The 13,927-nt window shown below is 41.2% G+C and carries 14 protein-coding genes; 8 read left to right on the forward strand and 6 right to left on the reverse strand.

The features are described 5' to 3' along the window. Positions 1 to 51: 51 nt before the first annotated feature. Complete coding sequence (gene alaS, locus MKI85_RS01570) at positions 52 to 2,745, reverse strand: alanine--tRNA ligase (RefSeq protein WP_241624326.1); 2,694 nt, start codon at positions 2,743 to 2,745, stop codon at positions 52 to 54. 400 nt (positions 2,746 to 3,145) lie between these two features. Between alaS and gap the strand changes: the two genes are divergently transcribed. Further along, positions 3,146 to 4,168, forward strand: a complete 1,023-nt coding sequence (gene gap, locus MKI85_RS01575; RefSeq protein ID WP_241624328.1) for a type I glyceraldehyde-3-phosphate dehydrogenase — start codon at positions 3,146 to 3,148, stop codon at positions 4,166 to 4,168. A gap of 44 nt (positions 4,169 to 4,212) precedes the next feature. Here the strand turns inward: gap and MKI85_RS01580 are convergent, their stop codons facing one another. Continuing rightward, on the reverse strand, positions 4,213 to 4,734 hold the full coding sequence (locus MKI85_RS01580) for a hypothetical protein (RefSeq protein WP_241624330.1): 522 nt from the start codon (positions 4,732 to 4,734) through the stop codon (positions 4,213 to 4,215). Between the two features lie 258 nt (positions 4,735 to 4,992). On the opposite strand from MKI85_RS01580, the gene MKI85_RS01585 reads away from it, so the two are divergent. Further along, positions 4,993 to 5,307 carry a hypothetical protein gene (locus MKI85_RS01585; RefSeq protein ID WP_241624437.1) on the forward strand — a complete coding sequence of 105 codons (315 nt, stop codon included), beginning with the start codon at positions 4,993 to 4,995 and terminating at the stop codon, positions 5,305 to 5,307. A gap of 17 nt (positions 5,308 to 5,324) precedes the next feature. Here the strand turns inward: MKI85_RS01585 and MKI85_RS01590 are convergent, their stop codons facing one another. Continuing rightward, the gene (locus MKI85_RS01590; RefSeq protein ID WP_241624332.1) at positions 5,325 to 5,624 is read right to left on the reverse strand and encodes an AzlD family protein; all 300 of its coding nucleotides are present in this window, start codon (positions 5,622 to 5,624) and stop codon (positions 5,325 to 5,327) included. Continuing rightward, entirely contained in the window at positions 5,621 to 6,373 is a 753-nt protein-coding gene (locus MKI85_RS01595) for an AzlC family ABC transporter permease (protein WP_241624334.1), read from the reverse strand. Before MKI85_RS01595 ends, MKI85_RS01590 begins: the two co-directional genes overlap by 4 nt. 142 nt (positions 6,374 to 6,515) lie before the next feature. Between MKI85_RS01595 and MKI85_RS01600 the strand changes: the two genes are divergently transcribed. The 5 genes from MKI85_RS01600 (at position 6,516) to MKI85_RS01620 (ending at position 11,102) form a co-directional block, all read left to right on the forward strand. Continuing rightward, positions 6,516 to 6,968 carry an Lrp/AsnC family transcriptional regulator gene (locus tag MKI85_RS01600; RefSeq protein ID WP_241624336.1) on the forward strand — a complete coding sequence of 151 codons (453 nt, stop codon included), beginning with the start codon at positions 6,516 to 6,518 and terminating at the stop codon, positions 6,966 to 6,968. A 212-nt stretch (positions 6,969 to 7,180) separates the two neighbouring features. Beyond that, positions 7,181 to 8,347 carry an ATP phosphoribosyltransferase regulatory subunit gene (locus tag MKI85_RS01605; RefSeq protein ID WP_241624338.1) on the forward strand — a complete coding sequence of 389 codons (1,167 nt, stop codon included), beginning with the start codon at positions 7,181 to 7,183 and terminating at the stop codon, positions 8,345 to 8,347. A gap of 69 nt (positions 8,348 to 8,416) precedes the next feature. Then, positions 8,417 to 9,736 carry an adenylosuccinate synthase gene (locus tag MKI85_RS01610; protein WP_241624340.1) on the forward strand — a complete coding sequence of 440 codons (1,320 nt, stop codon included), beginning with the start codon at positions 8,417 to 8,419 and terminating at the stop codon, positions 9,734 to 9,736. Between the two features lie 168 nt (positions 9,737 to 9,904). Further along, positions 9,905 to 10,213, forward strand: a complete 309-nt coding sequence (locus MKI85_RS01615; protein WP_241624342.1) for a phosphoethanolamine transferase domain-containing protein — start codon at positions 9,905 to 9,907, stop codon at positions 10,211 to 10,213. A gap of 112 nt (positions 10,214 to 10,325) precedes the next feature. After that, positions 10,326 to 11,102, forward strand: coding sequence for a M48 family metallopeptidase (locus tag MKI85_RS01620; RefSeq protein ID WP_241624344.1), 777 nt, complete (start codon positions 10,326 to 10,328; stop codon positions 11,100 to 11,102). 112 nt (positions 11,103 to 11,214) lie between these two features. Here the strand turns inward: MKI85_RS01620 and MKI85_RS01625 are convergent, their stop codons facing one another. Both MKI85_RS01625 and crp read right to left on the reverse strand, forming a co-directional pair. Continuing rightward, positions 11,215 to 12,264 (reverse strand): NADP(H)-dependent aldo-keto reductase, encoded by a 1,050-nt coding sequence (locus MKI85_RS01625; protein ID WP_241624346.1) that lies wholly within the window; start codon positions 12,262 to 12,264, stop codon positions 11,215 to 11,217. Positions 12,265 to 12,417: 153 nt separating this feature from the next. Continuing rightward, positions 12,418 to 13,125, reverse strand: coding sequence for a cAMP-activated global transcriptional regulator CRP (gene crp, locus MKI85_RS01630; protein ID WP_241624348.1), 708 nt, complete (start codon positions 13,123 to 13,125; stop codon positions 12,418 to 12,420). 148 nt (positions 13,126 to 13,273) lie between these two features. Here crp and MKI85_RS01635 point away from each other — a divergent pair, with 148 nt between their 5' ends. Then, positions 13,274 to 13,696 carry an OsmC family protein gene (locus MKI85_RS01635; RefSeq protein ID WP_142768353.1) on the forward strand — a complete coding sequence of 141 codons (423 nt, stop codon included), beginning with the start codon at positions 13,274 to 13,276 and terminating at the stop codon, positions 13,694 to 13,696. Positions 13,697 to 13,927: the final 231 nt, after the last annotated feature.

Here is a 13,927-nt window from a genome sequence, read left to right on the forward strand (position 1 = left end):
AGCCATGACCCTGAAGTGCCAATCAGGGTCAGTTACACAAAAGGTGAAGTTTTATTTTGCTTCAAGCCAAGCAGTTAAATCTGCCATCACTTGTGCAAACTTCTCGTTTAGTGGCGCGCCACCTTGTGCCAAGTCAGGTTTACCACCACCTTTACCACCCAGCTCGGTTGCCAAGTGTTTGATGATGTCACCTGCCTTTATAGAAGCAGTAAATTCTTTTGCTACAGATGCGATCAAGCTCACCTTGTCACCCTCTACACCTGCAAGAACGATTACTGCATTTTCTAATTTTGATTTCACACCGTCATGTAGGTTGCGAAGTGCTTTTGCATCCATGCCCTGAACAGTCGTGATTAAAGTTGTGCGGCCTGCAAGCATTTGAACTTGGCTTAAAAGTTCAGCAGCTTGTAGGCTTGCTAATTTCTGATTGAGTTGTTCAATCTGTTTTTGCAATGCAGATGAAGTTTCAACAATCGCTTCAACTTTCTCTACAGTTTGCTCTTTCTGAGCTTTCAATAAGCCATTGATATGAACAATATCGGCTTCGACTTTCTGTACAACTTCTAAAGCCTTAGTGCCTGTAACTGCTTCAATACGACGTACACCTGCAGCAACACCACCTTCAGAAGTGATTTTGAATAAGCCGATGTCGCCAGTGCGTTGTACGTGAATACCACCACACAATTCAATTGAGAAGTTTTTCTCTTCAATAATTGAACCCATAGACAGTACGCGAACTTCGTCACCGTACTTTTCACCAAACAGCATCATTGCGCCTTTGGATTTTGCTGACTCAATATCTAATAACTCTGTAGTAACTGCTGTATTCGCTAGGACTTCAGCATTCACTAAGCGTTCGATCTGCTGCAATTGTTCGAATGAAACAGGTTGGTCATTGGCAAAGTCGAAACGTAAGATGTCGCTTGCAACTAAAGAACCCTTTTGCTGTACATGTGAGCCTAAAATTTGGCGTAATGCAGCATGTAAAAGGTGAGTTGCAGAGTGGTTGCGTGCAGTTGCAGCACGAATATCTGCTTTAACAATCGCTTCTACATTTTGCGTAGCTTTAAGGCTACCAACAGTTACGATCCCTTGATGGACAAATGCACCGCCTGACTTTTTAGTGTCTTGAACTTCAAAAATACCTGTTTCATTTTTGAAGATACCTGTGTCACCAATCTGACCACCGCTTTCTGCGTAGAATGGCGTTTGATTCAGGACGATGAGGGCTTCATCACCTTCAACCACTTCATCAACTTGCTCGCCATCTTTATACAAGGCAACGATTTGACCTTGACCTGCAGTCGCATCGTAACCGTCGAATTGCGTTTCGCCTTCAACTTTTACAACGCTGTTGTAGTCAATCGCGAATTTCCCAGCATCACGCGCACGTTGGCGTTGTGCAGCCATTTCAACTTCAAAGCCAGCTTCGTCAATGGTTAAATCACGTTCACGAGCGATGTCAGCAGTTAAGTCAGTTGGGAAGCCGTAAGTGTCGTAAAGTTTGAAGACAACTTCACCTGGAATTACAGAACCTTTCAATTGAGCTAATTCACCTTCAAGCAATTTCAAGCCTTGCTCAAGTGTTTTAGCAAATTGCTCTTCTTCTTTAAGAAGTTGCGCTTCAATACGTGCCTTTTGTGATTCAAGTTCTGGATATGCAGCACCCATCACTTCAATTAGAGGTTGCAACATTTTGTGGAAGAATGAACCCGTTGCACCTAACTTGTTGCCGTGACGAACAGCACGACGAATAATACGACGGAGTACATAACCACGACCTTCATTTGAAGGGTTTACGCCATCAGCGATGAGGAAGCAGCATGAACGTGCATGGTCAGCGACTACTTTGAGAGAAGCTGGGTACTGAACAGGCGTACCTTTTTCTTTGGCTTCTGCTTCAAGCGCAGCAGTGTCTAAACCAATGATTTCTGCAGCTGCTTTTAATAAGTGCTGGAATAAATCGATTTCGTAGTTGGAGTTCACGTGTTGTAAAACAGCTGAAATACGCTCCAAGCCCATGCCTGTATCAACAGAAGGTGCTGGAAGAGGATGCAGTACGCCATCTGCAGTACGGTTAAACTGCATGAAAACGTTGTTCCAGATTTCAATGAAGCGGTCACCATCTTCTTCAGGTGTACCCGGCAAACCACCCCAAATGTGATCACCATGGTCAAAGAAGATTTCTGAACAAGGACCACAAGGACCTGTGTCACCCATTGCCCAGAAGTTGTCCGATGCGTATTGACCGCCTTTGTTGTCACCAATACGGATAATGCGAGATGCATCTAAACCAATATCTTTGTTCCAGATGTCAAATGCTTCATCATCGGTGTGATAAACCGTTGCATAAAGTTTGTCTTTTGGAAGTGCTAACCAGTTGTCGCCAGTCAGGAACTCCCAAGCGAATTTGATCGCATCACGTTTGAAATAGTCACCAAACGAGAAGTTGCCTAACATTTCAAAGAAAGTATGGTGACGTGCGGTATAACCGACGTTATCTAAGTCGTTGTGTTTACCGCCAGCACGGACACATTTTTGTGACGTTGTAGCACGTACATAGTCGCGCTTTTCTAGACCTAAGAAACAGTCTTTAAACTGGTTCATACCAGCATTTGTAAATAATAATGTTGGGTCGTTGGCTGGAACCAGAGAACTCGACGCGACACGTGTATGCCCTTGCGATTCAAAATAGCTTAAAAAAGCTTCGCGAATTTCAGCGGATGTCATAAAACGAGTACTCACAACCAAGTCACTCCATAAATCTCGAATTTGGCTAAATGCATTGTTTATTGGGGTTTCGATACACCCTATAAAAATACAGGCTTAATTTTTTAAAACGCCAAATTATAACGGAAAAAGCCCCATGCACCAATCACTTTACTATGAATTAATGACAAAACTATGGAATTGTAAGTCATCCTTTAGTATGTATTTATTTTCAGTAAAGAAACTGCTGCTTGTTTACTTCAAGTAATCTCTACTTGAGAAATGAATAATGCCAAGCTGATTTGCTGCTTATTTTATTAAAATTGTTGTCACAGAATGAAATTTCTATGGCTTTTGCAAGAAAACAGCTTGGATAAAGTGCAAAATCCATTAACATAAGGCAGCTTAAATTAAGGTTTCATATAAAGGAAAAGTCATGCAAAAGGTGGCGATTAATGGATTTGGTCGAATTGGTCGTAACGTTTTACGTGCTTGGTTCGAAAATCCTAAAGATTTCCATTTTGAAATCGTGGCAATTAATGATATTGCGGATGTAGAAACCTTAATTCATCTGTTTAAATACGACAGTACCCATGGTCGTTTCAAGGGTAAGGTTGAACTTGAACATGAGAATGATCAGATTTATATGCATGTCCATGCAGGGCTTGCCAGTTTAAGAGTGCAAGTCTTGTGTGAAGCCGAGCCAGCGCAGTTGCCATGGCAACAATTGAATGTTGATGTGGTACTAGAATGTACTGGCTTGTTCCGTTCGCATGAAGCAGCGACGCGACATATTCAGGCGGGTGCAAAGCGGGTCATTATTGGCGCTGCACCATTTGATACCGTAGATGCTGCCATTGTGTATGGTGTTAATCACCATGAGGTAAAAGCAGCTGATCAAATTATTTCTAGTGTGTCGTGTACTACACAGGCATTAGTGCCATTGGTCAAAATCATTGATGATGCCTTTGGTATTCAAACCGCTTTGATGACGGAAATTCATGCGGTCACTGCCGATCAGTCGGTGTTGGATCATGCACATCGAGACTTACGTCGAGCACGTGCATCTGGGCAAAATATCATTCCAACCACATCTTCGGCATTAGGTGCCTTGAAGCAAGTCATGCCAAAAATGGATGGTCGTATTGACGGCTATTCAATTCGCGTACCGACCATTAACGTTGCAGCAATTGATTTAACCTTTTTGTCACAGTCTCCGATTACCGCACATAAAATTAATGAAGTATTAATTCGTGCTGCGGAAAGTGATTATGCTGAAATCATGCAGGTCACAGATGAGGCTTTGGTGTCTAGTGATTTCAATCACTCACCGTATTCATTGATTGTTGATTTGACTCAAACCATGGTAGTGGGGCATCAGGCTAAAGTCTTTGCTTGGTATGATAATGAATGGGGTTATGCAAACCGTTTATTAGATCTGTGTGAATCCTTTGTTTAAAACTTACAGCACCTGACTTGTTGAAAAATAAGGTGCTGAAATCCTTATTTGTCTGCTTCCGCTTCGTTTAAAAAGCCTTCTTTAATTTCTGTGGGTAGACCTTCGTGCCACCATGAATAGATTTCAGCTTTAATGTTGAGATCTTCTTCAGGGTCATTGAATGGTTCGTCATCTTCACGTATCAGCTCATCACCTTCAAATTTTAGCCAGAACTCCCAAGGATCATCATCTCCGCAGCCCCATGCCTGCACTTGCAGTTCAGGACTGAGACTTTTAAGGAAGAACAGAATGGCTTCCATAATGTCATCGCCTGATGAGCCGTGTACAAAATGTAGAATACTATAGCCTGCAAGTCGATAGGCAGTTTCTGGAGCCAGATCGTATTCCATTTGATCGACTTGATCTAACAGCTCTTGAGCAAGTTCAATCCCATATTCAGCATTTATTGCGCCTGCTAACTGTAAAAAGGTCACAGGATTGTCCTGATGCTGCTGGAACAGTTGATCAATACGTTCCATGACGGAGGTATCTGGGTGGTGATAGTACAAATTACTATGTAATTCCATAATGATGATCCAAATGAATTTTTTTAAGTTGAATAGTTGTTATGTGAATTGACTATAAAGCTAGAGATGTGTTTCTGAAACCTAAAACATGTATCAAAATGTCATACTTTATATTTTGATATGTAAAGGCTATGATGAAAAAGCTTAAGAAATGTGAATGATTGAAAAATATTGAGTTTTTTCTATAATTTTAAGCATTCAGGCGCACATTCTTGGCATATTATAGAAAAAGTACAGAATGACAATGAGAACGATATGATGATGTTAATTTGGGGATTTATTTTGCTGTTGGCAGTTGCTGTCATTTTTCTGGTGTGGTTTCAGTTTAAACAGCAGGGAGGAAGTGGTAATCATGATGTTGAGTATCAGCAGCATTTAGAGCAAAAAGTTGTCCATCTTGAAGAGAACTTAAAGAAGACGCTGGAAATCATGCAAGACCTTGCCAAGAAAATGCATGTGCAGCAAGAGGCGATTGATAAAACTGTGAAAAGAACACATCAGTTGGAATTACAAAATGCTGAATTAGTCAGTTTATTAAGTAAGTCTGTAGGGCAAACGGATCGTCCGTTTTAAGCCCTTTGTGCCAAATTTTAAATCAGGATTTGGCGCAGTATAGCTGCACTGAGCATGCTAATGATCACCGTTGAGAGTAGAGGTAGTCTTGATGCTGCCAATAAGGTAATGCCAATAGCAATTAAGTCTGCTGGATTATCCTTTACAAAATAAGGCGCGATCACTGAAATGAGTACACAACCTGGCACCACTTCCAATATTTTTCTGTGCTTATTGGACAAGGTTTTATTCTTTAATAAGACATAGCCCAATAAGCGAGTTAGATAGGTGGTGATTGCGACCAAAAGAATTGCAATCAAAGTGCTGCTATGAATCATTCGTCATCTCCAATTAGGAAAAATGCAGAAACAACTCCTGTGAGCGCACCCAAAGGTACATGCCAGCCCGCAGGCAAATATAAATAAGCAAGCGCAGCGACCACTAAACTCACTAACCAAGGACGTGCTGCTGCAAATCCTGTCCACATTCCGCGTAATAACACCAAAATAATGGCTGGAAAAGCCATATCAAAACCATAAGGGCGAATATCCCCCAAGACTGGACCCAGCACAGAACCTAAGGTGGTGACGGATACCCACATGACGTATAAAGCTAAACATACCCCTGCATAAAAAGACATGTTGAATGCATGTCTTAACCCAACTTGATGAATACGCTTTTGTGCATCGGATAAGCCTAATGCCCAACTTTCATCACACAGGAAAAAAAGTGCAGGGTACACTTGGCGGTCAGGAAGGTGTCTTAAATAAGGCACCAGACTTGCTCCCATAAGTAGATGTCGACTATTGATTAAAAAGGTAATAAACATCAAGAGTAGAAATTGCGGTGGATTGGTCCACATTTCCAAAATGGCAAATTCCGAGCCGCCTGCAAAGTTCAATCCAGTTAACAGTGAAACTTCGACTAGTGAAAAACCCTTTTGAGAGGCTTGAGTGCCCAGCACCAATGCCAGTGGGACAAAGCCAAGCAGCATTGGGAGTGTGGTTTTAATGCCACGTAAAAATTCAGCTTGATCCTGACTTTTCAAGCTGAATGAAAGCGTGGAGCTGCTTTTTAAAGTGGACATGGAAGAGACCTCACAATGTGGGAAGTCATTTTAGAAACTTTGCAGTGATATTTGACGCTAAAATAAGCAATATTTGCGAGGGATTGAGCATAAAATTGCTCTAAAATAAAATTAAAGAGTATTTAATGCTAAGAGGGTGGATATGGATAAAATTGACCGACGAATTTTACAGACGCTACAGCAAGATGGAAAACTAGCAAACAATGAATTGGCACAGCGAGTCGGCCTATCGGCTTCACCTTGCTTACGTCGTGTGAAGCAGCTTGAGGACGCAGGGATTATTGAAAAGTATGTGGCTTTGGTGAATCCGCAGAAAGTCAATTTAGGCTTGACTGTTTTTGCACGGATTTGGTTGAAAGGGCAAGATGCTAAAACGGTGAATCACTTTATTGATTCGGTGAGAGAGATTCCTGAAATTGTGGAATGCCAACTAATGGCAGGGGATTGTGACTTCTTTTTAAGAATTGTGGTGTCTGATTTGGATGCTTATCGTAAATTTCAAATTCAACACCTCAATAAAATTTCGGGCATCCAGAACGTCAAAACTGAAATTCCCTTACAGAGTATTAAGCAGACGACTGAATTGCCGTTATAAACTCTATGGTGGATAAGATAAACTAATTTATTGATAACAATCTTTAACTTAGTGTGAAAAATCACAGCGACTAAATTGTGTATAGTTTGGTATTTAATGTAAAAATCTCAGTGCATGGTGTGAACTATCGTGCTAAACTAGGAGAAATCGGGTGTGCTCCCGATTTTTTTATGCGGATTACTTCCGCGCTGACAAGAATTTAGGTTTACAACATGCCCATTTCAGAGACATGGTTATTACCTGATGGTGTAGCTGATGTATTACCAGAGCAAGCGCAAGTAATTGAAAACTTGCGTCGTGACGCCTTGGATTTCCTCGCATCTCGGGGATATCAATTGGTGTACACACCGTTTATTGAATACATAGAATCTCTTTCATCTTTATCCGAATCGAATCACGATTTAGACCTTGCGACATTCAAAGTAATTGACCAATTATCTGGTCGTTTATTGGGGATTCGTGCAGATATGACGCCACAAGTGGCGCGTATTGATGCTCACGTCCATCCTGTAGAAGGTGTGGCACGTTATTGCTATGCGGGTACTGTGCTGCATACCAAGCCGCAAGGCTTTAATACCACACGTGCACCATTACAACTAGGTGCGGAGCTATTTGGTTCGGACAGTCTAGATGCTGACGTTGAAATGGTCGACGTGATGCTGGGGCTGATTGAGAAAGCGGGCTTAGTTGACGGTATCCATCTGGATTTAGGACATGTTGGGTTATTCCGTAGCTTGGTTAAGCGTGCAGGTTTAAATAAGAACACAGAACGTGAATTGTCAGATCTTTATCAACGTAAAGCACTGCCTGAGTTAGCAGAATTTACTCAAGATTTGAACTTCGGTGCTGACTTTTATGCGCTCGGTCGTTATGCCAGTGATCTGGATGCATTGCAAACCCATTTGAGTGCAGAGATTCTTTCAGATCTAGAATTCAAACATGCTTTAGATCAAGTTAAAACAACGCAGTCTGCGATTCAGGCGCGTTGGCCAAACTTATTGATTGGTGTTGATGTCGTAGAATTACGTTCATACCACTATCATACAGGTTTAATGTACGCTGTTTATGCACCGAACCGTGCTGCCTCTTTGGCTCAGGGCGGTCGTTATGACGGTATTGGCGAGCATTTTGGTCGTGCTCGTCCTGCTACAGGTTTTAGTTGTGACTTATATGCGTTAAGTACGGGTCAGTTTAAAGCTGCCTCTGTGGTTGTTGCGCCTAAAGGTATAACTGCTGATTTACAACTAGCGATTGCGGCTGTTCGAGCACAAGGCTTAAGTGTAATTCAGTTATTGGGTAATGATGATTTAAACTCTATTCCAAATGCGACGCATCAACTTGTTGATGTTGCTGGTGAGTGGCAAGTTAAACCAATTTAATCACTACGAGTAGTGTTCATGTCACTACTTGAAGTTTTAATTTTAACAGCATGATGTAATGAGGCTATTATGGGCAAGAATGTTGTGGTACTTGGTACCCAATGGGGCGACGAAGGTAAAGGTAAGATCGTCGACCTGCTCACAGATCAAGCGGCTGCGGTAGTTCGTTATCAAGGCGGACACAACGCAGGTCATACTCTCGTGGTTGGTGGTAAGAAAACTGTATTACACCTCATTCCATCTGGTATTTTACGTGAAAACGTACTGTGCTTAATTGGTAACGGTGTTGTGCTTTCACCAGAAGCGTTAATCAAAGAGATGACAATTCTTGAAGAGCAAGGCGTACCTGTTAAAGAGCGTTTACGTATTTCTCCAAACTGTCCTTTAATTCTTCCGAACCACATTGCACTTGACCAAGCACGTGAGAAAAAGCGCGGCAATGCAAAAATTGGTACGACTGGTCGTGGTATTGGTCCTGCATATGAAGATAAAGTTGCGCGTCGTGCAGTACGTGTTGCGGACTTGGTTCGTGGCGGTGAAGCGTTAAAAGCGCAATTAGCTGAAGTCTTGGATTACCATAACTTCCAGCTTACTCAATACTACGGTGTTGAAGCAGTTAAGTTAGAAGATGTACTTGCACTTTGCGACCAATGGCGTGAAGTGGTTGCTCCGTTAGTGGTTGATGTAACAACTGAATTACACAACTATCGTAAAAACGGTGACAACATCATGTTTGAAGGCGCTCAAGGCTCTTTACTTGACGTTGATCATGGTACATATCCGTTTGTAACTTCTTCAAATACAACTGCGGGTGGCGTAAGCTCTGGTTCAGGTTTGGGTCCTTTACATCTTGATTATGTATTGGGTATTACTAAAGCTTATACAACACGTGTAGGTGCAGGTCCTTTCCCAACTGAATTACATTACGATGCTGCGACAGATACAGGCGATGCAATTGGTCGTCATTTAGGTACTGTGGGTCACGAATTTGGCGCATCTACAGGTCGTCAACGCCGTTGTGGTTGGTTCGATGCAGAAATTCTGCGTCGTTCAGTAGATGTCAACTCACTTTCTGGTATTTGCTTAACTAAACTTGACGTTTTAGACGGTTTAGAAGAAGTGAAAATCTGTGTAGGTTACGAAAACACTGATTCAGGTTGTGTAGGTTCTTCTGATGCGCTTGCATATGAAAACTTAAAGCCTATCTACGAAACTATGCCAGGTTGGACTGAGTCAACTGTTGGTGCAACCAGCATTGAACAGCTTCCACAAAATGCAATTAACTACATTAAGCGTATTGAGCAGTTAATTGAGTGCTCAATTGATATTATTTCAACGGGCCCAGACCGCGCTGAAACCATCGTATTACGTCATCCATTTGATGCTTAATCGATAGCTGTATCCTAAAAAGCCTCGCAATTGCGGGGCTTTTTTATTGTGCGTATGCAAAGTCAAACTGGATCGAGCTAAAATCCAGACTAAAGTTGCATTTGCTTGTGCGCTTTTTCAAAATAGCCTTGTTACAATAACTTAACAGTAAATCTGGATTTTGGCAGGATGCAAAAAAATATTTCAAGCACCATTTTACATTCATTAATTTTTGCTATGGGTGGTGCACCTACAATTGCCATTTTAATTATTCAGGCGCAAACCCAAGACCCTAATATTGTATTTTCTGCCTTCGTAGGTCTAAGTGTGATTCTGGCCTGTATTTTAGTGCCGATTATTTTGATTCAAAATGCCTATTTATGGTTCAAACGTAATGATGAGAAGCTAGAAGAGAAGATTAAGCCTGTTGGACAGGTTTATATGGTTCTGAATGTATTATGTTTGATTTACTGGTTAAGTTACCAGTTTTTGCATTAAGTCAATTACATAAATACTATGTTTATGAAGTTGTTATTCATTCAAAGCTCCACATTGATTGCATATAATGCGCATATATTACTGTGATCCAAGAATGGTGGAGATTAAAATAATGAAGAACAAACTGATGTTGAGTTTGTGTGTGGCAGGAGCTGTCACGATTTCAGGTTGTACAACAGTCGCTGATATGGCTGGGGCAGATACAGCATCATTAAATGTGGCTGCGACACAAGGGTTTAACAAAACCGTTCAGGAAGCTCGAGGCAATAATACCTTAGATACTTCATCAACGACCTATAAACGCATTAATTCAGTATTTAATCGTTTAAAACCGTATGCAGATCAATTGAACCAAACTGGAACCAAGTTTGAGTGGCAATTGGCTGTGTTAAAGTCCGATCAGGTGAATGCATATGTAGCACCAGGTGGTAAGGTTGTGTTCTACACAGGAATCGTGAATAAATTGAACCTGACTGATGCTGAAATTGCTGCGGTGATGGGGCATGAGATGATTCATGCGCTGGAAGAACATGCTAAAAATAAAATTGGTGCCCAAGCTTTAACTGATTTGGCATTGGGTATTGGTTTAAGTTATGCGGGTGATGGTGTGGGTCAATTGGGTGCTGCGGCTGCACAATTGGGTACACAAGTCGGTGTAGGTTTGCCGTATTCACGCAGCTTAGAAAGCCGTGCGGACCAAGGTGGTTTGTTATTAATGGCGAAAGCAGGCTATAACCCGCAAGCAGCAATTACGCTATGGGAAAAAATGAATAAGCTTGAAGGTGCTGGTGGCACATCGTTCTTATCGACTCACCCATCGAACAGTCAACGTATTGAAGCCATGCGTAAAAACTTGCCTGTAGCACAAGCCGTATATAACAAGCGTTAATAATATCGCTGGAATAAAAAAGGATGCTTCGGCATCCTTTTTAGTTTTGTGTAGGGCAATTATTTGTAGCAGTTTAAGTTTTACTTGTCATGAATAAATTATTGTGCAAAATTTATGGCGCTGGATTCGGTTGCTGGCGGTGAATCGCTTCTATGCCTTGAATCACTTCTGTTGGGGGTACTAGGTCAAAGGCATCAATATTCTCTTTCAGTTGATCTAAATTGGTTGCCCCGATAATGGTACTGGTTACGAAGAACTGTTGCTTAATAAATGCAAGTGCCATTTGAGTTAAGCTGATACCATGCTGTTCTGCAAGAAGTGCATATTGTTCAGTTGCCCATTCACTTTCAGGGTTGCTGTAACGACTAAAACGCGAGAATAAGGTAATACGTGCATTGGCAGGGCGTGCGCCATGACGGAATTTACCCGTTAAGTAACCAAAGGCAAGCGGTGAATAAGCCAATAGCCCAACACCTTCATATTTAGCAATTTCAGCCATTCCAATTTCATAACTGCGATTGAGGAGGTTATAAGGATTCTGAACACTGACAATCTTATCTATCCCCAATTGTTCTGCAAGTTGTAAAAACTTCATGGTTCCCCATGGTGTTTCGTTGGATAGCCCAATATGACGGATGCGTCCTTTTTCTACTTCCTCGGCAAGTGCTACTAATGTTTCCGCAAGGGCGGTCACGGGCTTGTCATCTAAAGCTTCAGTATTGCCATAGCCAAGTTTGCCAAAGAAATTGGTATTACGTTGTGGCCAGTGTAGTTGATAAAGATCAATATAGTCGGTTTGCAGGCGTTTAAGTGAGTCATCAAGTGCTGAAGAAATTTCAGCGGCAGTAAAGCGGGTTTGTCCATCACGAATGTGACTGCCGCCTTGTGATGGACCAGCAATTTTGGAGGCAATAAATAACTGATCGCGTCCACCATGTTGTGCAATCCAGTTGCCAATAATGCTTTCAGTTCGTCCTTGAGTTTCAGGCTTAGGTGGGACAGGGTACATTTCTGCGGTATCCCAGAAGTTGAGTCCACGCTCCAAAGCATAATTCAATTGTTGAAAGGCTTCTTGTTGAGTGTTTTGTTCGCCAAAAGTCATGGTGCCTAAACAAATTTCTGGAACGAGAATACCGCTATTACCTAATGGTCTGAATTGCATAACATCTTACCCTGAAACAAACAATGGATTCAGGCTACCGTAAATATGCTGCTTTGTTAACGAATAGTTGTGTGTCATTTTGTGAAAAAAATGAATTATTTAGCATAAAAAAAGCAAATCAAAAGATTTGCTTTTTAGAGACAATGCGAATATTTATTCTTCATCGTCTTCGAAGTCTTCCTCAGAGTTTGTTTGCTCCAAAGAAACATCAAAAATTAGAATGGCTTTACCATCAGTTTGAATCATACCTTGGTCTTCAAGTGTTTTAAGAACACGACCCACCATTTCACGAGAGCAACCCACGATACGACCAATTTCTTGGCGGGTGATACGAATTTGACGACCGTTTGGTAAGATCATTGCTTCAGGCTGTGCAGAAAGATCAATCAAGCAGCGTGCAATACGACCAGAAACGTCGATAAAGGCAAGGTCAGTAACTTTACGGGTGGTATTTTTTAAGCGACGAACCAATTGAGCGAAAACTGCATAGCTTAGGTCTGGATATTGTTTGCTTAGCTCATGGAAGTTTTCGTAAGTGATTTCTGCAATCTCACAAACATCACGAGTACGAACTTCAGCAGTACGTTGTGGATTTGATTCGAATAGTCCCATTTCCCCAAAGAAGTCACCTGGATTCAAATACGCAACTACAATTTCACGCTCATCATCTTCACGTAAAATAATAGAAACTGACCCTTTTAAAATCAAATAAAGTGATTTTGATTCTGTGCCCGCATCGACAATAGTTGTACGTTTTGGGTAACGGTTTATATATGCTCGTTTTAATAGTGCCTTCACTGATTCAGGTAATTGACCTGGCGATAGCGCATCAGTACTTAGCTGTGAAAAGTTTGAAGTCATGCTTTTGGTTTCCGAAAATGGATAAATAATAGATCGCACAAGACCTAAAATGAACTTGTCACACAGAAGAGCTGAAATTCCTTATCAACTCAAATTATGTTAGTGTACAGGTACACGGTAAATTTATAGCTTTTTTTAGGTAGTTGCAATGCAAACAAGTGTACATTGGCTAGAGAATGTTGCTTTTGAAGCGAAATCAGAAAGTGGCCATAGTGTGGTGATGGATGGTTCCCCAGAGTATGGTGGTGAAAACCGTGGACCACGTCCCATGGAACTCATATTAATGGGACTTGGTGGGTGTGCTTCCTTCGATATTGTGACAATTTTGAAAAAATCTCGTCAAGATGTGACAAATGTTGTCTGCCAGCTTAAGGCAGATCGTGCTGATAGCATTCCGGCAGTGTTCACCAAAATACACTTGCACTTCGTTGTAACAGGCAAAGCAGTGAAGGAAAAACAGGTTGCAAAAGCGGTTGAACTCTCTGCGGAGAAGTATTGTTCAGCCAGCAAAATGTTGTCTGATGGTGGCGTAGAAATCACCCATGATTTTGAAATTATAGAAGCTGAATAAGCGTGAAAAAAGGCTGGTCAATGATCAGCCTTTTTTGTATTAGGCATCCAAGTTTTGTACTTATTTTTTAGATTGAAATGAGAACACGAATGAATCTTAGAAGATGCTAGAAAAATTACATCAACGCTCTTGAAAATAAAAATAGTCAGACCAATATTATAACTGAGATCTTACATAATTATTTATTTAAGATATTGAAAAATATGTGAAAAATAGTTTGAAATTGAAGAA

The sequence above is a fragment of the Acinetobacter zhairuonensis genome (assembly GCF_022601715.1).
GTDB lineage: Bacteria > Pseudomonadota > Gammaproteobacteria > Pseudomonadales > Moraxellaceae > Acinetobacter.

Coding starts and splice junctions, on each gene's coding strand:
- gap (WP_241624328.1), top strand. CDS start 3,146: ATGCAAAAGGTGGCGATTAATGGATTTGGTCGAATTGGTCGTAACGTT.
- MKI85_RS01580 (WP_241624330.1), bottom strand. CDS start 4,734: ATGGAATTACATAGTAATTTGTACTATCACCACCCAGATACCTCCGTC.
- MKI85_RS01585 (WP_241624437.1), top strand. CDS start 4,993: ATGATGTTAATTTGGGGATTTATTTTGCTGTTGGCAGTTGCTGTCATT.
- MKI85_RS01590 (WP_241624332.1), bottom strand. CDS start 5,624: ATGATTCATAGCAGCACTTTGATTGCAATTCTTTTGGTCGCAATCACC.
- MKI85_RS01595 (WP_241624334.1), bottom strand. CDS start 6,373: ATGTCCACTTTAAAAAGCAGCTCCACGCTTTCATTCAGCTTGAAAAGT.
- MKI85_RS01600 (WP_241624336.1), top strand. CDS start 6,516: ATGGATAAAATTGACCGACGAATTTTACAGACGCTACAGCAAGATGGA.
- MKI85_RS01605 (WP_241624338.1), top strand. CDS start 7,181: ATGCCCATTTCAGAGACATGGTTATTACCTGATGGTGTAGCTGATGTA.
- MKI85_RS01610 (WP_241624340.1), top strand. CDS start 8,417: ATGGGCAAGAATGTTGTGGTACTTGGTACCCAATGGGGCGACGAAGGT.
- MKI85_RS01615 (WP_241624342.1), top strand. CDS start 9,905: ATGCAAAAAAATATTTCAAGCACCATTTTACATTCATTAATTTTTGCT.
- MKI85_RS01620 (WP_241624344.1), top strand. CDS start 10,326: ATGAAGAACAAACTGATGTTGAGTTTGTGTGTGGCAGGAGCTGTCACG.
- MKI85_RS01625 (WP_241624346.1), bottom strand. CDS start 12,264: ATGCAATTCAGACCATTAGGTAATAGCGGTATTCTCGTTCCAGAAATT.
- crp (WP_241624348.1), bottom strand. CDS start 13,125: ATGACTTCAAACTTTTCACAGCTAAGTACTGATGCGCTATCGCCAGGT.
- MKI85_RS01635 (WP_142768353.1), top strand. CDS start 13,274: ATGCAAACAAGTGTACATTGGCTAGAGAATGTTGCTTTTGAAGCGAAA.